The sequence below is a fragment of the Streptomyces sp. NPDC000880 genome (assembly GCF_053599675.1).
Map to the genome: position 1 here is coordinate 49,611 of NZ_JBSFMS010000012.1, position 20,702 is coordinate 70,312.

The 20,702-nt window shown below is 69.2% G+C and carries 19 protein-coding genes and 1 tRNA gene; 9 read left to right on the forward strand and 11 right to left on the reverse strand.

All coding sequences use genetic code 11. The features are described 5' to 3' along the window. Positions 1-105: 105 nt before the first annotated feature. The 6 genes from ACWDO5_RS06380 (at position 106) to ACWDO5_RS06405 (ending at position 5,231) form a co-directional block, all read left to right on the forward strand. Entirely contained in the window at positions 106-1,071 is a 966-nt protein-coding gene (locus tag ACWDO5_RS06380; protein ID WP_450528948.1) for an ABC transporter ATP-binding protein, read from the forward strand. Further along, positions 1,068-1,970 (forward strand): ABC transporter permease, encoded by a 903-nt coding sequence (locus ACWDO5_RS06385; RefSeq protein ID WP_450528877.1) that lies wholly within the window; start codon positions 1,068-1,070, stop codon positions 1,968-1,970. The genes ACWDO5_RS06380 and ACWDO5_RS06385 overlap by 4 nt, the downstream gene beginning before the upstream one ends. Continuing rightward, positions 1,967-2,878, forward strand: coding sequence for an ABC transporter ATP-binding protein (locus tag ACWDO5_RS06390; RefSeq protein ID WP_450528878.1), 912 nt, complete (start codon positions 1,967-1,969; stop codon positions 2,876-2,878). Before ACWDO5_RS06385 ends, ACWDO5_RS06390 begins: the two co-directional genes overlap by 4 nt. A 17-nt stretch (positions 2,879-2,895) precedes the next feature. Further along, positions 2,896-3,615 carry an ABC transporter permease subunit gene (locus ACWDO5_RS06395; protein ID WP_450528880.1) on the forward strand — a complete coding sequence of 240 codons (720 nt, stop codon included), beginning with the start codon at positions 2,896-2,898 and terminating at the stop codon, positions 3,613-3,615. Positions 3,616-3,894: 279 nt separating this feature from the next. Continuing rightward, positions 3,895-4,602, forward strand: coding sequence for a hypothetical protein (locus ACWDO5_RS06400; RefSeq protein ID WP_450528881.1), 708 nt, complete (start codon positions 3,895-3,897; stop codon positions 4,600-4,602). Between the two features lie 541 nt (positions 4,603-5,143). Then, a tRNA-Ser gene (locus tag ACWDO5_RS06405) sits at positions 5,144-5,231 on the forward strand. A gap of 15 nt (positions 5,232-5,246) precedes the next feature. Here the strand turns inward: ACWDO5_RS06405 and ACWDO5_RS06410 are convergent. The 9 genes from ACWDO5_RS06410 to ACWDO5_RS06450 form a co-directional block, all read right to left on the reverse strand. Further along, entirely contained in the window at positions 5,247-6,050 is an 804-nt protein-coding gene (locus tag ACWDO5_RS06410; protein WP_450528883.1) for an HAD family hydrolase, read from the reverse strand. Then, positions 6,047-7,324 carry a serine--tRNA ligase gene (serS, locus tag ACWDO5_RS06415; RefSeq protein WP_450528884.1) on the reverse strand — a complete coding sequence of 426 codons (1,278 nt, stop codon included), beginning with the start codon at positions 7,322-7,324 and terminating at the stop codon, positions 6,047-6,049. Before serS ends, ACWDO5_RS06410 begins: the two co-directional genes overlap by 4 nt. Positions 7,325-7,943: 619 nt before the next feature. After that, the gene (pheA, locus tag ACWDO5_RS06420; RefSeq protein WP_450528886.1) at positions 7,944-8,879 is read right to left on the reverse strand and encodes a prephenate dehydratase; all 936 of its coding nucleotides are present in this window, start codon (positions 8,877-8,879) and stop codon (positions 7,944-7,946) included. Positions 8,880-8,906: 27 nt separating this feature from the next. After that, a complete protein-coding gene (efeB, locus tag ACWDO5_RS06425; protein ID WP_450528888.1) occupies positions 8,907-10,175 on the reverse strand; it encodes an iron uptake transporter deferrochelatase/peroxidase subunit in 1,269 nt (422 codons plus the stop codon). Between the two features lie 43 nt (positions 10,176-10,218). Continuing rightward, positions 10,219-12,099: a copper resistance protein CopC gene (locus tag ACWDO5_RS06430; RefSeq protein ID WP_450528890.1), complete on the reverse strand. Its 1,881-nt coding sequence runs from the start codon at positions 12,097-12,099 to the stop codon at positions 10,219-10,221. Positions 12,100-12,121: 22 nt separating this feature from the next. Beyond that, a complete protein-coding gene (locus ACWDO5_RS06435) occupies positions 12,122-12,583 on the reverse strand; it encodes a copper chaperone PCu(A)C (protein WP_450528891.1) in 462 nt (153 codons plus the stop codon). Continuing rightward, positions 12,580-13,233 carry an SCO family protein gene (locus ACWDO5_RS06440; protein ID WP_450528892.1) on the reverse strand — a complete coding sequence of 218 codons (654 nt, stop codon included), beginning with the start codon at positions 13,231-13,233 and terminating at the stop codon, positions 12,580-12,582. Before ACWDO5_RS06440 ends, ACWDO5_RS06435 begins: the two co-directional genes overlap by 4 nt. 32 nt (positions 13,234-13,265) lie before the next feature. Further along, positions 13,266-14,003, reverse strand: coding sequence for a YcnI family copper-binding membrane protein (locus ACWDO5_RS06445; RefSeq protein WP_450528893.1), 738 nt, complete (start codon positions 14,001-14,003; stop codon positions 13,266-13,268). Positions 14,004-14,099: 96 nt separating this feature from the next. Continuing rightward, complete coding sequence (locus ACWDO5_RS06450) at positions 14,100-14,885, reverse strand: hypothetical protein (RefSeq protein ID WP_450528895.1); 786 nt, start codon at positions 14,883-14,885, stop codon at positions 14,100-14,102. 192 nt (positions 14,886-15,077) lie between these two features. Here ACWDO5_RS06450 and ACWDO5_RS06455 point away from each other — a divergent pair, with 192 nt between their 5' ends. Beyond that, entirely contained in the window at positions 15,078-15,536 is a 459-nt protein-coding gene (locus tag ACWDO5_RS06455) for an ATP-binding protein (RefSeq protein ID WP_450528896.1), read from the forward strand. 57 nt (positions 15,537-15,593) lie between these two features. On the opposite strand, the gene ACWDO5_RS06460 is transcribed toward ACWDO5_RS06455, so the two are convergent. Both ACWDO5_RS06460 and ACWDO5_RS06465 read right to left on the reverse strand, forming a co-directional pair. Beyond that, on the reverse strand, positions 15,594-17,078 hold the full coding sequence (locus tag ACWDO5_RS06460) for an aminopeptidase P family protein (protein ID WP_450528897.1): 1,485 nt from the start codon (positions 17,076-17,078) through the stop codon (positions 15,594-15,596). Positions 17,079-17,166: 88 nt separating this feature from the next. After that, positions 17,167-18,717 (reverse strand): PP2C family protein-serine/threonine phosphatase, encoded by a 1,551-nt coding sequence (locus ACWDO5_RS06465; RefSeq protein ID WP_450528899.1) that lies wholly within the window; start codon positions 18,715-18,717, stop codon positions 17,167-17,169. A 452-nt stretch (positions 18,718-19,169) separates the two neighbouring features. Here ACWDO5_RS06465 and ACWDO5_RS06470 point away from each other — a divergent pair, with 452 nt between their 5' ends. Next, positions 19,170-19,853: a bifunctional DNA primase/polymerase gene (locus ACWDO5_RS06470; protein WP_450528901.1), complete on the forward strand. Its 684-nt coding sequence runs from the start codon at positions 19,170-19,172 to the stop codon at positions 19,851-19,853. A 190-nt stretch (positions 19,854-20,043) separates the two neighbouring features. Next, on the forward strand, positions 20,044-20,643 hold the full coding sequence (locus tag ACWDO5_RS06475) for a hypothetical protein (RefSeq protein ID WP_450528903.1): 600 nt from the start codon (positions 20,044-20,046) through the stop codon (positions 20,641-20,643). Positions 20,644-20,702: the final 59 nt, after the last annotated feature.

Sequence of the window (20,702 nt, forward strand, 5' to 3'; positions counted from 1 at the left end):
TTCGTCGCTGCCCCCTACGGGTCCGTACCTCTCGAGTCGGACACCGATCCAGCCGCCAGGGCTGACGCCCCGTGTGTCGTGCGCCACTACCTTCGAAATGTGACTGTGATCGCGACCGAAAGCCTGAGCAAGCGGTTCCCCAGGGTGACCGCGCTTGACCGGCTCTCCTTGGACATCGGACCCGGTGTGACCGGACTGGTGGGCGCCAACGGAGCCGGCAAGTCCACGTTGATCAAGATCCTGCTGGGTCTGTCCCCCGCCACGGAAGGCCGGGCCGCGGTGCTCGGCCTCGACGTCGCCACGAGCGGCGCCGCCATCCGCGAACAGGTGGGGTACATGCCCGAGCATGACTGCCTGCCGCCCGACGTCTCGGCCACCGAGTTCGTCGTCCACATGGCGCGCATGTCCGGGCTGCCGCCGACGGCCGCCCGCGAGCGCACCGCGGACACCCTGCGCCATGTCGGCCTCTACGAGGAGCGGTACCGCCCCATCGGCGGCTACTCGACAGGCATGAAGCAGCGCGTCAAACTCGCGCAGGCCCTCGTCCACGACCCGAAGCTGGTCCTCCTGGACGAGCCGACCAACGGTCTCGACCCGGTGGGCCGCGACGAGATGCTGGGCCTGATCCGCCGCGTCCACACCGACTTCGGCATCTCGGTCCTGGTCACCTCGCACCTCCTCGGCGAGCTCGAGCGCACCTGTGACCATGTCGTCGTCATCGACGGCGGCGCCCTGCTGCGCTCCAGCTCCACCAGCGACTTCACCCAGATCACCACGACCCTCGCGGTCGAGGTCACCGACACGGACACGCATCCCGACGGCACCGCCGTGCTCCGTAAAGCACTTGCCGCCGCCGGAATCACGCTCCACGCGCGCGTGGAGGACGGTCTGCCCGGCGCAGGCCACATCCTGCTCATCGAGGCGACGGGCGAGGAGACGTACGACGTCGTACGCGACACCGTCGCCGGGCTCGGCCTCGGACTCGTACGGATGGAACAGCGCCGCCACCACATCGCGGAAGTCTTCCGTCGGGAGGCAGCGGAACAGCCCATGGAGGTGCAGGCGCGATGAGCATCGAGACCACCGGGATCCAGAAGGACACCACCCGGATCCACAACATCGGGTACCGGAACTACGAAGGTCCGCGGCTCGGCCGCGCGTACGCGCGCCGCTCCCTCTACTCGCAGTCGCTGCGCGGCGCCTACGGACTTGGCCGCTCGGCCAAGTCCAAGGTGCTGCCGATGATCCTCTTCGCGGTGATGTGCCTGCCCGCGGCGATCATCGTCGCGGTCGCCGTCGCCACGAAGCTCAGCAACCTCCCCCTCGACTACACCCGCTACGCGATCGTCACCCAGGCGATCATTGGCCTCTTCCTGGCCGGGCAGGCCCCGCAGTCCGTCTCCCGCGATCTGCGCTTCAAGACGGTGCCGCTGTACTTCTCGCGCCCGATCGAGCGCATCGACTACGTCCTGGCCAAGTACGGCGCGATGGCCTCAGCGCTGTTCGTACTCACCGCGGCGCCGCTGGTCATCCTCTACATCGGCTCGCTGCTCGCCAAGATGGACTTCGCGGACCAGACGAAGGGCTTCGCGCAGGGCATGGTTTCCGTGGCGCTCCTCTCCGTACTCTTCGGCGGCCTCGGCCTGGTGATTGCCGCGCTCACGCCGCGCCGCGGCTTCGGCGTCGCCGCCGTGATCGCGACGCTGACCATCACGTACGGCGCCGTCTCCACCCTCCAGGCGATCGCATGGGAGACCGGATCGCCCGGAGTGATCAAGTGGCTCGGCCTCTTCTCTCCGGTCACGCTCATCGACGGCGTACAGACCGCATTCCTTGGAGCGACCTCCGCCTTCCCGGGCGAGGCGGGACCTGGAGCCGGTGCGGGCGTGGCCTATCTGCTCGTCGTTCTCGCGCTCGTCCTCGGCTCGTACGCCGTACTGATGCGCCGTTACCGAAAGGTCGGGCTGTGACCACCATCAACATCGAGCACACCTCACGGTGGTTCGGGAATGTCGTGGCCGTCAACGACGTGACCATGACGATCGGGCCGGGCGTCACCGGTCTGCTCGGCCCCAACGGCGCCGGAAAGTCCACGCTCATCAACATGATGGGTGGTTTCCTCGCCCCTTCGACGGGAAGCGCCACGCTCGACGGTCGGACGATCTGGCGCAATGAGTCCGTCTACCGGCAGATCGGCGTCGTACCGGAGCGGGAAGCGATGTACGACTTCCTCACCGGCCGCGAATTCGTCGTCGCCAACGCCGAGTTGCACGACCTGGGCGCCAAGGAGGCCCAGCGCGGGCTGGCCACGGTCGAGATGGAGTACGCGCAGGACCGCAAGATCGCGACGTACAGCAAGGGTATGCGGCAGCGCGTGAAGATGGCATCGGCGCTGGTGCACGAGCCGTCTGTGCTGCTGCTCGACGAGCCCTTCAACGGCATGGACCCGCGCCAGCGGATGCAGCTGATGGACCTGCTGCGCCGAATGGGCGGCGAAGGCCGTACGGTCCTCTTCTCCTCCCACATCCTGGAGGAGGTCGAGCAACTCGCCTCCCACATCGAGGTGATCGTGGCCGGCCGGCATGCCGCCTCAGGCGACTTCCGCAAGATCCGCCGGTTGATGACGGACCGGCCGCACCGCTATCTCGTACGGTCCAGCGACGATCGGGCGCTCGCCGCGGCCCTGATCGCCGACCCGTCGACGGCGGGCATCGAGGTCGACCTGGCCGAGGGTGCATTGCGCATCCAGGCCGTCGACTTCGGCCGGTTCACCGAACTGCTGCCGCGGGTCGCCCGCGAGCACTCCATCCGGCTGCTCACGGTCTCCCCCTCGGACGAGTCCCTCGAGTCGGTCTTCTCCTACCTCGTAGCGGCCTGAAAGGAGCTGTGACGCAGATGTACAACCCCACAGTCGCCCGGCTCACCTATCGGGCCGTGCTCGGCAGGCGCCGGGCAGCGATCCTGTTCGTACTTCCCGGACTGCTGCTGCTCATCGCGGTGGCGGTACGGAGCTTCAACGGCGTGGACGACCAGGTCGCCGCGGATGTTCTGGGCGGGTTCGCCATCGCCACGATGGTGCCGCTGATCGGCGTTGTCGCGGGCACCGGGTCGATCGGGCCCGAGATCGACGACGGGTCGATCGTCTATCTGCTGGCCAAGCCGGTGAAGCGGCCGACGATCATCGTCACGAAACTGGTCGTGGCCATCGCGATCACGATGGCTTTCTCGGCGGTGCCCACGCTGATCGCCGGATTCATCCTGAACGGCAACGGCCAGCAGGTCGCGGTGGCGTACACCGTGGCGGCGCTCGTCGCTTCGATCGCGTACAGCGCGCTGTTCCTGCTGCTCGGGACGGTCAGCCGGCATGCGGTGGTGATCGGACTCGTCTACGCGCTGGTGTGGGAGACGCTGTTCGGCAGCCTGGTGCCGGGGGCGCGCACGCTGAGCGTCCAGCAGTGGTCGCTGTCGCTCGCCGAGAAGATCGGCGGGGAGGGCCTGATCGGCTCGGACGTGGGGCTGCCGCTGGCGGTGGCGCTGCTGGCGGGGGTCACGGTGGTGGCGACGTGGTACGCGGGCCAGAAGCTGAGGGTGCTGAAGCTCGCCGGGGAGGAGTGAGGCGGCAGGGTCCGTTCTCGTCTCTTGGGTGTCAACCCCTGTCCGGTGGGCGGGGGTTGACGCATATCCGCGTAACTGTACGTTTATCGACTCGTTGTCCACTGTGCGTGGAGGCAACTGGAGTTCGTAGCGACGAGAGTTCGTGAAACTGGGGATTGCCGGTGCCGGATCGAAAGCCGGGCCGGTCATTGGGTGAGTAGCACCGTGAGCCGACCTCCACCCCTGAAGCCCGGGGAGGAGGGCCGTCCATGATCGGTTTTGCGAACGGAAGGCATTTCCATGCCATCGGAAGTCGCCCTGCTTGAGTCGCGCGCGATGCGCGACGAGCACCAGGGGCGTGTCGAAGTCCTGGACAAGGTGAAGGCGCTTGTCATGCTCCCGGACGGAATGCATGTCACCACGGAGGGTGTCGCGCACTACTTCGAGGTCCACAGGGGCACTGTGCACAACATCGCCAGGCGTCATCGGGACGAGCTCGAAGCCAGCGGGATGATCACGCTCAAGGGCTCTGAGCTGCAGTCTTTTGAAGTGCTCAATTTGAACACTTCAAAGGAGAGTTATCCACAGGGGCGTGCGCACCTCCGGCTCTACACCCGCCGGTCCGTGCTCAACATCGCGATGCTTCTTCGCGACAGCGACATCGCCCGCTGCGTCCGCACGTACCTCCTCGACGCCGAGGAGGAAGACGGCTGGCGTCAGGGTTACGCGTCCCTCGACCGACGCGTCACCAGGGTCGAGGCGAACCTGGACACCGTCGGACAAGCGCTCCAGGAACTCGGCCCCGTGATCAACGGGATCTCGGTGCGGCTCGACCGTCTCGACCGGCGGCTCGACACCACCAATCAGGTCGTCGGGGCGATGAGCAACCGGCTCTGCGATCTCTCCGACGACATGCGGCGGATGGAGCGCCGGATGGACCGGAGGATGGACGACTTCGCCCATCAGCTGAGGGAACTGCAGCGCGGCCAGCGGCGTAAGCGCCGTTGATCCCGGCTCGCGGTCCGCGCCTTGCCGCACTCTCCGGTCGCGGGCCGCGAGCATCTGCCCCTCCAGCCTTACGCCCAGGCGACCTCGGCCGGCCGCCCTCGTCGCAGCTCGACCTGGGCGGGATCACCACCGCCCGCGGCCAGGAACACCTCGCGCTGCTGTTCCTAGGAGTGGCCGCCGCCCTCGGCACGTACACCTTCAACCTCAATGTCGTACGAGGCGCGGGCGGGAGCACGCATCATGATCGAGAGATGGCTTGCAGCGACAGACCGTAAGGTGACCCGCTCCTCGAAAATCAGTGGCACCGAAGCGCCGCCCGGGGCACAGTAATTGAGTCGGCGCACGCCAGTGCGATCGACGCCACCGACCGGGAGAGGAGCGCGGCGATGACCGAGAGTATGAGCACGAGTCCGTCGAGCTCCCAGCAGGGCAGCGCCGGGCAGGCAGCGGAGTAGCCACCGACCACTCCGCGAAGCCGCCCGTAGGCAGCTGTCCGGGGGCGGCCGCTTCGAGCGCGTATCCGCGCGGGCCGCCCCCTCCCGGAGGATTGGCCGAGTGGTAAGGCAGCGGCTTGCTAAGCCGTGGTCGGGGCCAAAAACCCCGCGCGCGTTCGATCCGCGCATCCTCCGCAACACCGCAGCGCGTCAGCCCTGAAGCAGCTGCTCCAGCACCACCGCGATGCCATCTTGCTCGTTCGACGCCGTGATCTCGTGTGCCACGGCCTTCAGCTCCTCGTGCGCATTGGCCATCGCCACCCCGTGCGCCGCCCACCCGAACATCGGGATGTCGTTCGGCATGTCACCGAACGCGATTGTGTCCGCCGCCCGCAGCCCAAGCCGCCGCGCCGCCAGCGACAGCCCCGTCGCCTTGGTCAGCCCAAGAGGCAGGATCTCCACTATGCCCGGGCCCGCCATCACCACGTCCACCAGGCTGCCGACCGTCGCCCTGGCCACCTTCGCCAGCGCGTCGTCGTCGAGCACCGGGTGCTGGATGTAGACCTTGTTGAGCGGCGCGGACCACAGCTCGGACGGGTCCTCGAACGCCACCACCGGCAGCGGGCCCTCCTGAAGCCGGTAGCCGGCGCCGACCAGCACCTCGCCGTCGAGCCCGTCGCGACTCGCGGCCAGCGCCAGCGGGCCGACCTCCGCCTCGATCTTGGAGAGCGCAACACCGGCCAGCTGCCGGTCCAGCGTCAAGGACGTCAGCAGCCGGTGCTCGCCCGCGTGGTAGACCTGCGCGCCCTGGCCGCAGACCGCGAGGCCCTCGTACCCCAGGTCGTCCAGGATGTGGCGGGTCCACGGAACAGCGCGCCCGGTGACGATGATGTGTGCGGCGCCCGCCGCGGTGGCCGCGGCGAGGGCATCGCGCGTGCGCTGCGAGACCGTGTCGTCGCCACGCAGCAGCGTGCCGTCGAGATCTGTCGCGACGAGCCGATAGGGGAACGTCACTTGGCTACCGGCTCCAGCACTTCACGCCCGCCGAGGTACGGACGGAGCACCTCGGGCACCCGCACCGAACCGTCTGCCAGCTGGTGGTTTTCCAGGATCGCCACGATCGTGCGCGGTACGGCGCACAGCGTGCCGTTCAGCGTCGCCAGCGGCTGCACCTTCTTGCCGTCGCGCATCCGGACCGAGAGGCGGCGCGCCTGGAAGCTGTCGCAGTTCGACGCGGAGGTCAGCTCGCGGTACTTGCCCTGGGTCGGGATCCACGCCTCGCAGTCGTACTTGCGCGAGGCCGACGCACCGAGGTCGCCGGTCGCCACATCGATCACCTGGAACGGCAGCTCCAGGCCGGTCAGCCACTGCTTCTCCCAGTCCAGGAGCCGCTTGTGCTCGGCCTCCGCTTCCTCGGGAGCGACGTAGGAGAACATCTCGACCTTGTCGAACTGGTGCACCCGGAAGATTCCGCGGGTGTCCTTGCCGTACGTCCCGGCCTCGCGGCGGAAGCACGGCGAGAAGCCGGCGTACCGCAGCGGCAGCTTGTCGGCCTCGATGATCTCGTCCATGTGGTACGCGGCGAGCGGGACCTCGGAGGTGCCGACCAGGTAGTAGTCGTCCTTCTCCAGGTGGTAGACGTTCTCCGCGGCCTGGCCGAGGAAGCCGGTGCCCTCCATGGCGCGAGGGCGGACCAGCGCCGGGGTCAGCATCGGGATGAAGCCGGCCTCGGTGGCCTGCGCGATCGCGGCGTTGACGAGTGCGAGTTCGAGCAGCGCGCCAACGCCCGTCAGGTAGTAGAAGCGCGAGCCGGACACCTTGGCGCCGCGCTCGACGTCGATGGCGCCGAGCGCCTCGCCGAGCTCCAGGTGGTCCTTGGGCTCGAAGCCCTCGGCGCCGAAGTCGCGGATCGTGCCGTGCGTCTCGAGGACGACGAAGTCCTCCTCGCCGCCGACCGGAACGTCCTGATGGACGATGTTCCCCAGCTGGAGCAGCAGCCGCCTGGCCTCTTCGTCGGCTTCGTCCTGCGCGGCGTCGGCCGCCTTGACGTCGGCCTTCAGCTGCTCGGCCTTCTTCAGCAGCTCGGCGCGCTCTTCGGGAGAGGCCTTGGGGATGAGCTTGCCGAGCTGCTTCTGCTCGGAGCGCAGCTCGTCGAAGCGGAGGCCGGACGACCTGCGCCGCTCATCGGCCAAGAGCAGGGCGTCGACGAGGGCGACGTCCTCTCCACGGGCGCGCTGGGAGGCGCGAACACGGTCGGGGTCCTCACGGAGCAGGCGAAGGTCAATCACCCCACCAGGCTACCGGTGCGGACTGACGGCTCCCCACTCGATATCGCCTTGCGTGCCATTTTGCCCGTATTGCTCGAATTGCCGGAATTGAGAAGAGGCCGGTAAATCGGGTGCCGATTGAGAGGGCCAGTGTCGGTAAAGGCGATGCTACTCGCCGAAATGGGGCATGGGGCGAGGGAACGCTTTAACCCACGCCCTTCGGGGGATGGGGGCTCGAGGTCCCCTTGTCCACAGGGGATGCAGCTTCCGGCAAGGTTATCCACAGGCTGTGTGTGAGATCTGTGGACCGCGGAGAACCACGGAAAAGATCGTTTTCAGGGCTGCGTGTGAGCCGGGGGGTTCCCCGCCCAAACCCACCTCACACACTCATTCGGGTGGGAATTCCTCGCTCTAAAGAGTTGATCAATGGAATTGAGGTGACAGGGGGCACCCTGCGGTCCTGCGGTCCTGTGGGCGGAAGTGGGGCGGGTGGGCAGATTTGTCGACGATGTCGGCTTGTGTTGTCGACTTGTCCCCAGGTCGAGAAGTGCGCCTGTGGATAAGTTCTGTGGACAACGAAAATCTGCAGGTAGGACTGGGCCAGTAGCCTCCCGGGTCCTCTCAGGCGCGGCCGTTCCCCTCAGGCGCGGCCGTCCTGGCAGCGCGCCAGCCAGTCCGACGCCGCCGTGAACTCCGAGTCCGACGTCCCCGCGCGCAGCTCCCGTGCATTCCCCACCACCACACCCGCCCGTGGATACGAACCGAGGAACCGCACCTTCGGACAGATCCGCTTCAGCCCCATCAGCGCCTCGCCCACCCGCCGGTCCGCGATATGGCCCTCGGCGTCCACGGCGAAGCAGTAGTTCCCGATCCCCGCGCCTGTCGGCCGCGACTGGATCAGCATCAGGTTGACCCCGCGCACCGCGAACTCCTGCAGCAGTTCGAGCAGCGCACCCGGGTGGTCGTCGCCCAGCCAGATGACGACCGACGTCTTGTCCGCGCCGGTCGGTGCCGCGGGCCTGGCGGGCCGGCCCACCAGTACGAAGCGGGTCTCCGCGTTCTCCGCATCGTGGATCTCGGTGACCAGCGGCTCGAGCCCGTACGTCGCCGCCGCGAACTCGCCCGCGAAAGCCGCGTCGTACCGCCCCTCCTGCACCAGCCGCGCGCCGTCCGCGTTCGAGGCCGCCGACTCCCACAGGACGTCCGGCAGGTTGTTCCGCAGCCAGTTCCGGACCTGCGGCTGGGCGACCGGGTGCCCGGTCACCGTCTTCACCTCGGACAGCTTGGTGCCCGGCCGTACCAGCAGCGCGAAGGTGATGGGCAGCAGCACCTCGCGGTAGATCATCAGTGGCTCGCCGGAGGCCAGCTCGTCGAGGGTCGCGGTGACGCCGCCCTCCACGGAGTTCTCGATCGGTACGAGGGCGGCAGCGGCGTCCCCGTTGCGTACGGCATCGAGCGCAGCCGGCACGGACACCATGGGGACAAGTTCCCGGGTGGCGGCTTCGGGGAGCGTGCGCAGGGCGGCTTCGGTGAAGGTGCCCTCGGGACCGAGATATGTGTAGAGCGTGGCCGACATACCGTCACCCTAATGGGCCGCAATGATTCACGACTCCAGAAGCCGCTGCCCCACGTACTCGCCCTCCTTGGGCCCGCCCGGCACCGCGAACAGTCCGCTCGCCTCGTGCCGGATGAACGGCGACAGCGCATCGCCGCGGTCGAGCTTGCGCTGTACGGGTACGAAGCCGCGCAGCGGATCGGCCTGCCAGCAGATGAAGAGCAGGCCCGCGTCCGGCGTCCCGTCCGGGCCGATCCCGTCGTGGAACGAGAACGGCCGCCGCAGCATCGCCGCACCGCCGTTCTGCTCCGGCGCGGAGATCCGGGCGTGGGCGTTGTCGGGGATCACCAGCTTTCCGTCCGGCCCTGTCCGATCGAGCGCGAGCTCGGTCGTCTCGGTGCCGCCGGTCAGCGGCGCGCCGTCGGACTTACGCCGGCCGATGACCAGCTCCTGCTTCTTCAGCGAGAGCTTCTCCCAGTCGTCGAGCAGCATCCGGATCCTGCGTACGACGGCGTACGAGCCGCCCGCCAGCCACGCGTACTTCGTCCCGGACGGCACGAAGATCCGCCGGTCGAAGTCGGCCTCGGACGGCTTGGGATTGCGCGTGCCGTCGACCTGGCCCATCAGATTGCGGGCGGTCATCGGCTTGCCCGTGGCCCCCGGCGAACGGTTGAACCCGTTCATCTGCCAGCGCACCCGGGCCGCTTGTCCCGCCGCCTTCTGGACCGCGCGCAGCGCGTGGAAGGCGACCAGCGCGTCGTCCGAGCCGATCTGCACCCACAGATCGCCGTTGCTGCGTTTGGCGTCCAGCTGGTCGGAGGAGAAGGCGGGCAGCGGGTCCAGCTCCGGCGGGCGCTGCGCCATCAGCCCCGTACGGTCGAAGAAGGTGCGGCCGAAGCCGAAGGTGATCGTCAGAGACGAGGGCCCGGCGTCCAGCGCGACGCCCGTGTCGCCGTCGCCGGACGCCCGGCCCGCCATCAGTTCGGCGGCGAGCGTGGACCACCGGCGCATCAGCGCGGCGGCTTCCTTGCGGCCCGCTCCCGGCGCGAGGTCGAAGGCGATCAGATGGCCGCGGGCCTGCAGGGGCGTGGTGATTCCCGCCTGGTGCTCGCCGTGGAACGCGATGCCGGTCGAGCCGACCGCCGTCAGCGCGGCCGGGGCGTCGCCGGAGGCAGCCGCGTGCGCGGCGGCGCCCCCCGCGGCCCCCAGCACGAGCCCGGTCGCGCCCACCGCGACGACGGTGCCGAGCAGCCGCCGCCTCGAGATGTCGATGTCGCTTGCGGGGTCGTTCGCGGGGTCGCTCACTGGGGCACTCACGGGGTCGTGCGCAGGGTCTTTCACGGAGTCACTCACGGGTACGTCAGCCGATCTTCACGTTCTTGTCGATGGTGGTCTGGTCGATCTCGGAGGTCCGCACGGTCACCTGGACCTGCCACTCGCCCGGCATCGGTATCTGGACCGCGCCCGCGCTCCAGTGGCCGGCCGTGAGGCGGTCGGGCGTGATCGGCAGCGGGCCGATCTGCTTGGCCTTGAGAGTGAAGGAGACCTTCACCTCGGGCACGTCCAGCGGCTTTCCGTCCGGGCTGTCGATCCAGAGGTGCATCTCGTTGCCGCCGGAGGTGGCCGGATCGAGGCTGAGCCGCACCGTCCCCTGGCCGTTCTGGCCGCCGGTGTCGAAGGGCAGCTTGATCCCGGTGGGGCCTTCGGACACGGTCGCGGCCGCCTGGGAACCTCCGGACCCGGCGGCCTCTTCTCCCGTACGGCCCGGTTCGGTGGCCGTCAGCACGGTGGTCACGGCCAGCAGCACCACCGCGACACCCGCCTCCGCCAGCACGGAGCGGCGCAGTCCGGAACGCGAGGGGTCGGCGTCCCGTGCCTTCTTCTTCTGGGCAGTGGCTACCGCGGCCTTCTGGCGGGCGAGTTGAGCGGCCCGCTCGGGGTCCGACGAGTCTGCTGCTTCCTCGGCGTTGGCCTCTGTCGCCTCTGTCGCCTCCCCGAGCTGGGCTGTCCACCGCCGCGAGATCCATGCGACACCGACCATGACGACGACCAGCCCCACCTTGACCATCAGCAGCCGTCCGTACGACGTTCCGGTCAGCGCCGACCACGAACCGACCTGCCGCCAGGACTGGTAGAGCCCGGTCGCGGCGAGCACGACGACGCTGGTGAACGCGACCTTGGAGAACCGCCGAACCGCCGCCTGCTCGATCGACGGCGCCCGGTAGAGCGCGGTCAGCAGCGCCGCGAGCCCGCCGAGCCAGGTGGCCACGGCCAGTAGATGAGCTACGTCCACGGGCATCGCGAGCCCCGGCTGGATGCCGGTCGACGCATGCTCCGACAGCGCCCAGGTCCCGGCGATCCCGGCCGCGACGACCGTGCCGCCGATGGCGAGACCGAAGGTGAGGTCCTTCTTCTCGTCCTCGTCCTCGCGCTTCGCGTACGCCCCGAAGAGCACGGCGACGAACAGCGCGGCCGCCCCGAGCAGCAGTAGCCGGGAGATCAACGCCGCCCCGGTCTTGGTGTCCAGGACGTCCCGCAGCCCGCCGAGGTCGAAGGCGTCCGCCAGTTTTCCGGAGCCGGTATAGGGGGTGCGCAGCAGGAGCGTCGTGAGGGTGGCCGCGGTGAGTGTCACCCAGCCCTGTACGACGAGGCGTTGCAGCGGGCGGACGGAGGCGCCGCGCTGCCAGCACAGGAGCACGAAGGCCGCGCCGCCGGCCAGCAGTACGAAGCCCGTGTACGAGGCGTAGCGTGCGATGTCGTAGAGGACGCCGACGACGCCTCCGCCGGCCTCCTCCTTGGGCAGCGCGACGTTGGTCTTGGAGGGCGCTCCGATCGAGAAGGTGAAGGCCCCGGAGACGGGATGGCTGTCGGCCGAGACAGCCTGCCAGGCCACGGTGTAGGTGCCGTTGGGCAGTCCGGGCAGCAGATCGACGCCGTAGCTGACCGTGCCACCGGTGCTCAGATCACGGATCTTTGCCTTGTCGGAGCGTTTGCCGCTGGGTTCGAGGATCCGGATCGAGTCGTTCCCCATGGCGACCTGCTCGGAGAAGGTGAGCGTGACGTCCTTGGGGGCGGTGGCGACCACCGCCCCGTCCTTCGGGTTGCTCCCGGTCAGCGCGGCGTGCGCCGAAGCGGGACTCGCGCCGGCCAGGAGTGCGCCGAGAAGCGTGCCGATGAGTACGGCCGCGGCGAGCAGCAGCCGGACGGGGGAAGGGCCGAAGCGCGGGGCGGTGGCTGTCATGGCGTGATCAGTCCCTCACTGCTCAGTGCTTCACGGGGTTGTATGTGGGCTCCTTCACGGGAAGTTCGACCTTGATCGGGCCGGACTTCTCGAAACGCAGCTCCACGGCGACCTTCTCGCCCTGCTTCGGCTTCTGCTTGAGCTTCATGAACATGATGTGGTTTCCACCGCGTTCGAGATCGAGCTCGCCGTTCGCAGGCACGTCGAAGGCCTTCACCTCCTGCATCTTCTGGTTCTTCGACTCGTGGATCGTGATGTCGTCCGAGATGTCGCTGGTGACGGAGGTGAGCTTGTCCGCGCCGCCTCCGCTGTTCTGCACGGTCAGAAACCCGGCCGCCATGTCGTCCCCGACGGGCTGCGGCATGAACGCGCCGCTGACCTTCAACTCGGGCCCGCTGTCGGACGAGGTGAAACAACCCGCCAGTGTCGGCCCCACGGTCAGGGCTATGACCGAGGCGAGGGCGGCGGTTGTGCGGCGGTTCACGGGTTTTCCCCACGGACGAGCTTCGGCAGGTCCTTGGCGTAGTCGTCCGCCGTCGTGTCCTCGCCGTACAGCACATAGCCCTTGTCGGTCTTCGGGGAGAACGCGATGACCTGCGCGCCGTGCATGGAGACGACCGTGCCGTCCTTCTCCTTCATCGGCGGGTCGATGCCGATGCCGATCTGGCGCGCGCCGGCCTGGATCGTCGGGAAGTCGCCGGTGAGGCCGGTGAACGACGGGTCGCCCGCGCTGGGCAGCCACTTGGCGAGCTCGGCCGGGGTGTCGCGCTCCGGGTCGGTGGTCACGAAGACGACCTGGAGCTTGTCCTGGTCGGCCTTGGGGAGCTGCTTCCTGGCGATGGCGATGTTGCTCATCGTCAGCGGGCAGACGTCGGGGCAGTGCGTGTAGCCGAAGTAGATCAGCGTCGGCTTGCCCTTGGTCCGCCCGCGCAGGTCGTACTTCTTGCCGTGGGTGTCCGTGAGGACGAGGTTCGGCTTGGCGTACGGCTGGTCGAGCACGGTCGCCGGCCGGTTCACCTGGGCGGAGACCTCGGCGAGCGGGCCCTTGGCGGAGCCGTCGCCGCCCGAGCAGGCGGACAGGGTGAGCCCGACGGCCACGACGAGCCCGGCCGCGAGCACAGTCTTCTTGCGCATGGAGAAATATCCCAAATGTGATGTAAGGACTGTCAGGAGGTGCGGCGACGTCCGGCCAGAACGCCGAAGACGACACCCGCGGCGCCGACGAGGATGCCGACGATGCCCAGGACGCGTGCCGTGTTGTCGCTGCTGTTGTCGGACGCGGCCTCGGTCTTCTCGCCCTCGTCGTGCCCGGCGTTCTTGGCGTCCTCGGCGGCCGCGTCCGTGGCGCCGCCGCCGTGGTGATCCGCGGTGGCAGCCGACAGCTTCAGGACCGGCGCGGGAGACTCGGGCTCCGCAGCGCCCGCCTTGGTCTCCTCGATCCAGCGCACGACCTCCTTGTTGTCGTACGTCTGGAGCGTCTTGAACACCAACTGGTCGGCGTCCTCGGGCAGCTGCCCGAGCGAGACCGGGAACTGCTGGAACTGGCCAGGGGCGATCTTGGAACCGTCCGCGGTCCAGGTGATCTTGGAGACGGCCTCGGTGATCTGCTTGCCGTGCACCTCGAGCGGCTTGGCCAGCTTCGACTTGGTGACCTCGACCTTCCAGCCGGGCACAGGCTGCGGCATCACGGATGACAGGGGGTGGTCGGTGGGGACGGTGACTTCGAGCTTCACGGTCGAGGCGTTGTCGCGCTCGTTGGGGACCTTGAAGTTGACCGTCGCGTAGCCGCCCTTGGCGGCCTCGCCCTGCGGTTGCACGCTGACGTGCGCGAACGCGGTGCCGGACAGGAACAGCACGGAGGAGGCGGCGACACCGGTCGCGACGGCGAGGCGGGAAACGTTCATGGCAGAGAAGACTCCACAGTTCAGGGGAGGCGGATGTGCGCCGCGCGCACAGGGGTGCGCCGACACCGCGGCGCCACTCCCGTCGAGTGGGCCGCGTCAGGCTGCGAGAGCGAGGTCCGCGGGAGGCCCGCGCCTGATCACCGTGTGCTGGAGTGCCTCCCCGACAGTCGGCTCGGGAGGGGCGGACGACGTCCGGGGAGCGCGCGGATCCGCCGTGGGCGCCCCCGGGAGACCGGCCCGGAGTGCCCGTACGAGAGTGAGCGCGGCGCGCAGCGAACGCAGCCACGCCGTCTGGGCCACCTCATGGGCCGAGTCCGCCGACAGTCGGGTCAGCCGTACGAGCGCGAGATCCCCGCGCCGCAGCAGCCAGCCGGTCGCGAGCGCGGCCAGCAGATGCCCGAGCAGCATGGGGAGGGTGGGCAGCAGCTGAGGCGAGGCGGCGACAGTCTGCGCCATATGTTCGTGGGTGCCGTGCCCCTGCGGGGTGATGCCCGCGGTGGTGACAATCCGCCGTGCGTCCGCGGGGCTCAGCGACGCGGCGCCCGCCCCGCACATCAGCTTCGCGGCCATTCTGATCAGCGCGTCGTCGGCGGTCGGGGCCAGCTGCAGCCGGTGCTGCCCGACCCCGAACAGGGCGTGCAGAGCGAGCTGTCCGACGGTCAGCGCGACGGCGATGGACGGCAGCGAGCGCGCCCGCCCGGCGAACGGCGCGACCAGCGCGAACACCCCGATGAAGCCTGCCGCCAGCGTCCACCAGGGCACGTCCGCACAGGCGGCCAGCACGTGTCCCGTCGCGGACAGCACGACGCAGACCGCGGTGAACACCGCGGCCCTCAGCAGCCGCAGACCGGCTCCGGCGCGTGCAACGAGGATGGACGACATGACCGGGTCATCATCGCACTGCGGTGGGAGCGGTCATACGGCAGGTCCGGAAGATCCCCTTTGGCGACATACATCGCCGCGTGAACCGCGCGCGTCCGCCGAATGAGCGCAATCACGTCAACTGTGTGCTTACGGACCGTGTCTTGCGGCAATACGTATCGGTATGTCGAGCCGCAGCCAGGAGGCTGGAGCATGAGCATCTGGTGGTCTCTCCACTTGCGGCGCGAAGCCGCGAGCGTTCCGCTCGCCCGGCGCCTGCTCCTCGGCACCATGGAGACCGCGGGCGTCGACCCCGACATCTCCTACGATCTGTCGGTCGCGCTCAGCGAAGCCTGTGCGAACGCCGTGGAGCACGGCGGCGGCCAGGGCTCCGGCGAAGCCTCCGCCGCATACCGCGTAACCGCGTATCTGGACGGCGAGAAGTGCCGTATCGAAGTGGCCGATTCGGGCCCCGGCTTTCCCACCCGGCGCGGCGGGTGCGCCCACGCCATGCCGCAGGCCGCGCCCACCGACGAGAGCGGCCGCGGACTCTGTCTGATCGAGCAGCTCGCCGACCACGTCCACTTCCGCAACCGGCCCGGCTACGGCGCGGTGGTCAGCTTCGACAAGATCCTCAAATGGCGGGAGGACGCGCTGCTCAAGGTCTCCTGAGATCTCCTGAGGTCCTGAGCCGCGCGCCCTCCGCCGTGTTCCTCGTAGGCCCGGGGGTCAGCCCTTGATCGAGGCCATCCAGGCCTCGATCTCGTCGGCCTGCCGGGGCAGCGCCGCCGACAGATTCCGGTTGCCGTCCTCGGTGACCAGGATGTCGTCCTCGATCCGGACGCCGATGCCGCGGTACTCCTCCGGCACCGTCAGGTCGTCCGCCTGGAAGTAGAGCCCTGGCTCCACGGTCAGGCACATGCCCGGCTCCAGCGTCCCGTCGACATACGCCTCGGTGCGCGCGGCGGCACAGTCGTGGACGTCCATGCCGAGCATGTGGCCGGTGCCGTGCAGGGTCCAGCGGCGCTGCAGGCCCAGCTCCAGCACGCGCTCCACCGGCCCTTCGAGCAGACCCCACTCGACGAGCTTCTCGGCGAGCACACGCTGCGCGGCGTCGTGGAAGTCGCGGTACTTGGCGCCCGGCTTCACGGCGGCGATGCCCGCCTCCTGCGACTCGTACACAGCGTCGTAGATCTTGCGCTGCAGCTCGTTGAAGCGGCCGTTGATCGGCAGCGTGCGCGTGATGTCGGCGGTGTAGAGGGTGTGGGTCTCCACGCCGGCGTCCAGCAGCAGCAGCTCGCCGGAGCGGACCGGGCCGTCGTTGCGCACCCAGTGCAGGGTGGTGGCGTGCGGTCCGGCCGCGCAGATCGAGCCATAGCCGATGTCGTTGCCCTCGACGCGGGCGCGCAGGAAGAAAGTGCCCTCGATGTAGCGCTCGGAGGTCGCCTCTGCCTTGTCCAGGACCTTGACGACGTCCTCGAAGCCGCGCGCCGTGGAGTCGCACGCCTTCTGCAGCTCGCCGATCTCGAACTCGTCCTTCACGGCACGCGCCTCGGAGAGGTATACGCGCAGCTCCTCGTCGCGCTCCGCGGTGACCTTGTCGGTCAGGGCGGCCTCGATGCCGGCGTCGTGGCCGCGCACGGCGCGGACCGGTCCGGTCGCCTGGCGCAGCTGCTCAGGCAGTTCGCGCACGTCCTTGGCGGGAATGCCCAGCAGCTGCTCGGCCTCGGCGAGGGAGTGGCGGCGGCCGACCCACAGCTCGCCCTGGCCGGAAAGCCAGAACTCGCCGTTCTCACGGTTGGAGCGGGGCAGCAGATAGATGGTGGCGCGGTGGCCCTCGCCGTGCGGCTCCAGGACCAGGACGCCGTCCTCGGACTGGTCGCCGGTGAGGTACGCGTACTCGGTCGAGGCGCGGAAGGCGTACTCGGTGTCATTGGAGCGGGTCTTCAGATTGCCCGCCGGGATCACCAGGCGCTCGCCTGGGAAACGCGCCGAGAGCGAGGCACGGCGGGCGGCGGTGTGCGAGGCCTGGGCGATGGGCTGCAGATCGTGCAGCTCGGTGTCGGCCCAGCCGGTCGTCATGTTCTCGGCGAGCTCGTCGGACACGCCCGGGTACAGGCCGTTCTTGCGCTGCTTGATCGGCTGCTCTTCTTCTTCCGGGCCCGCTGCGGCAGCAGCCTCATCGGACCCCGCCGGGGTGAGCTCCTCAGCCACGTCTTCTCCTCGATACGACACAGGACCAGCTTCCATCGTATGTGCGACGGGAAGACCGCCCGGTGCCCTGTGGAAAACGTGTGGGATGTCAGTCAAAACGGGCGGCGAGCAGCACCACGTCCTCACCGCTGTCGGCCTCGTCCAGACCCTCCGGAAGCACTGTGCGCAGCACATGGTCGGCGATCGCCGCCGGGTCGTGGCGTACGGCCTTCGGCACACTCGCCGCCGCCGCGTGCAGCCGCGCGAAGGCCCGGTCCATGGGATCTCCGGTACGCCGCAGCAGCCCGTCCGTATACAGAAGCACCGTTTCTCCTGGCTCGGGCGACAGCTCCACGCTCGGCGCCTCCCAGCAGGCGAGCATTCCCAGGGGGGCCGACAGGGACGTCTCGACGAACTCGGTGCGCCGCTCGCCGACCACCAGCGGCGGTGTGTGCCCCGCCCCGGCCAGCACGATCTTCTTCCTGGCCGGCTCGGCGTACGCGAAGAGCGCGGTGGCGGTCCTGGCGGGCTCTGTCAGCCGCAGCAGCAGCTCCAGATCGGACAGTACGGCGACGGGGTCCTCGCCCTCCATCACGGCGTACGCCCGCAGGGATGCCCGAAGCCGCCCCATCGCGGCCAGCGCGCTCGGCCCGGAGCCGCTGACCGAACCAACGGCCAGCCCCAGCGCGCCCTCCGGCAGCGGCAGCGCGTCGTACCAGTCGCCGCCGCCGTGCGGTCCTGTGCGGTGCCTGGCGGCCAGCTGGACGCCCGGCACCCGGGGCAGTCGGCTGGGCAGCAGCTCCTCGGCGACGGTCGCCACGGTGGCGCGGGCGTGCTCCAGCTCGAGGAGCCGGGCCAGATGCTCGGTGGCGTAACGCATGTAGAGCCCGACGAGATGGCACTGGCGCTCCACCGGCGCGGCGGGCTCGTCGTACATCCAGACGGCGGCGCCGAGCGTGCCTGCCGCTTCGGAGGCGAGCGGCTGGGTGTAACTGGCGGCATAGCCGAGGCGGACGGCGACATCGCGGTGGCGGGGGTCGAGGGTCTTTTCGGCGAGCAGGTCGGGGTGGGCGACGGCCTCCGGGGGGCCGCCCGGACCGGGCCGCCCGTCGGGGAGCCGACCGTCCAGAATCCTGCCGTACGCGGTCGCGCCGCGCGGCACCGTCTCGATATGGCCAAGTTCGGCATGGGTGAGCCCGAGGCCCTTGGTGAGGGCGGGGCCGTGGTCGGTTTCGAAGCAGTCGGACCGCCAGGAGCCCGGCGCGGGTTCGAGGACGACCATGCCGCGGCGGGCGCCGATCAGGGCGGCTCCCGCGCGCAGTAGTTCATGGAGGGCGTCGTCGAGCGAAGCGGTTCTGGCCAGGCGTTCGGTGAGTTCGTGGAGGGTGGTCAGATCGGAGACCCAGCCGGCCAGTCGGTCCTGAATCACCGCGCCGGGAGGGGCCGCTGAGGCATGGAGGGCGGGCAGGGGCGAGGAAGTGTGCGCGGGAGCGGGAACCGCTGAATCGATTCCAGCCACTTTCGGCAGGTGAGGGGCGCTCATGGCAGCCGGCTTTCCGACTGGTGTGTTTCGCTCAATAGCATCGCAAACCCCCATGTCATTCTGCGCAGCTATCAATGCATCCACATGTACACGCACACGTAAGGGGATGTCCAGCATTGTCCCAGTGGGATTGATGGTGTCTACGAGACTGTTAACTTGGCTGAAAAATGCACCCTATGGCGGTTGATTGGGGTCGACTGAGGGCGGTCAGTAGGGCGTCATTCCAAGCGTGATGGGTACGTAAACGGTGATGGCCAGGGGCAGTTGGGACCGCCCCGGAACCTGGCGGCGGGCCCGGGCGTCTTAACAGCCGGAGGTCGCGCCCCATCCTCGAGTGGCGGGGAAAGTTCAGCGGGACAGCAAGCGCCAGGCGCGCGCCACCCCTCGCCACGCGTTTAATGGACTACAGCCCACGTTCGGCCCCCGGGCGGCGATCCTGTCGCAAGCGAAGCGGGGGGTCGCCCATGCCACCGGCAAGGGGCGGTGATGCGCCGACTTGTACGCACAGTGAAGAGCTGCACACATGGTGTGATGTGGACTCGGCGTTCAACGGAAAGGAACGAGCGCTCATGCGCGAGATCCTCGGAAGGCGACGCAGGCTCCGGTTCCGGCGCAAGAGGGGGCCTGTACAGCTTGACGCGGCGCTCACCTGCGCCGTCGAGTGGCAATGGCCGGTACTCCCCGGTGTAGGACTGAAAGCGGCCGGTAGTCGCGGTGACGGCGGGCGCGGCTGCGCCTGCCCCGACCCCGAGTGCGTCGTACCCGGCGCGCACCCCTTCGACCCCGGAATCCTGGCGGCGACGACCGACGAGCGAATGGTGCGCTGGTGGTGGACCAACAGGCCCACCGCTCCGATCATGCTGGCCACCGGAGGGCTCGCGCCGTGCGCGGTGAGCCTGCCCGCGGTCGCCGGGGCGCGTGCGCTGTCGGCCCTCGACCGGATGGGCATGCGACTCGGCCCTGTTGTCGCGACGCCCACGCGCTGGTCGCTCCTGGTGGCTCCGTACACCCTCGAGGAGCTCGGCGAACTGCTCTTCGTCAAGGACTGCGTGCCGAGTTCGCTGCGCTTCCACGGCGAGGGCGGCTATCTGGTGCTGCCGCCCTCCGAGACGGGGACGGGCCAGGTGCGCTGGGAGCGGGCGCCGCTGCCGGGATCAGCGGCTCCCTGGCTGCCGGATGTGGAGGCGGTGGTGGACGCGCTGGTGGAGGCGAGCACCAGCGCACCGGACGGTGGCAGCCGCCTCGCGTACTGAACGTGCGCACCGGGCCCGCGGTGTCGCGGGCCTTTGATCCCTCTCTTGATCCGGGCCGGCTCTGTCACTCGTACGGGTAGGAGCCGGCCCGAGTTGGGCGGGAATTGGGCGCGGGGCTCCACTGACGGCGGCATTGGGTCGATATCTTCGGCCCACCGTCAATTTTCCCGCGCAGTCGGCAGGTGGGCCCATGAATCTCCGTATGATCGGGCTCGCAGTCGCTGTTGTGTTCACCGGACTGCTGCCGCCGGCCGCTTCCGCAGGGCCGGTTGGGGGTACCTCCCGGGCCGAAGGCTATGAGGGAGGTCTCCGGTCGGGGTCGGGCGCCGTTCCCGCGCCTGTTGCCGCTCCCGCGGACGAGCCGAAGTCCGAGCCGGGTCTGCCGCCCGGGCTCGGCGCATCCCCCGCCGTCGGCGTGACCGGGCCCACTGCCCCGCACACATCCGCGCGATGTGGGCCGGAACTCGCCTCTCCCGACGGGGTCGAGGCCCAGACCTGCGTGCTTACCGAGGGGCGCGACACCTGGGCGCGTACGTACTACCGCAATGCCACGGGCGAGGAATTGACTTCACTGCTCACTCTGATGGGACCAGGCGGGCGCACGTTGCAGATCAACTGCGCGGTCGAGGCGGGGGATGAGCCGGACGTCTGCGAAACGCCCCGTGAGGCCTCCAGCGGGGCTGTCGCTGAGTATTCGGCGGTGGCGGAGTTCGCGACTGCGGACGAGGTCGGAGAGGGGCCGCTGCTACTGCGCTCCGGGAGTAACTCCGCGTCCCCTGCGGGCCGTTGACGGAACGAACCGTTCCGCAGAAATGGAAGCGCCCGGTCGCTGGCGACGGGGGATGCACC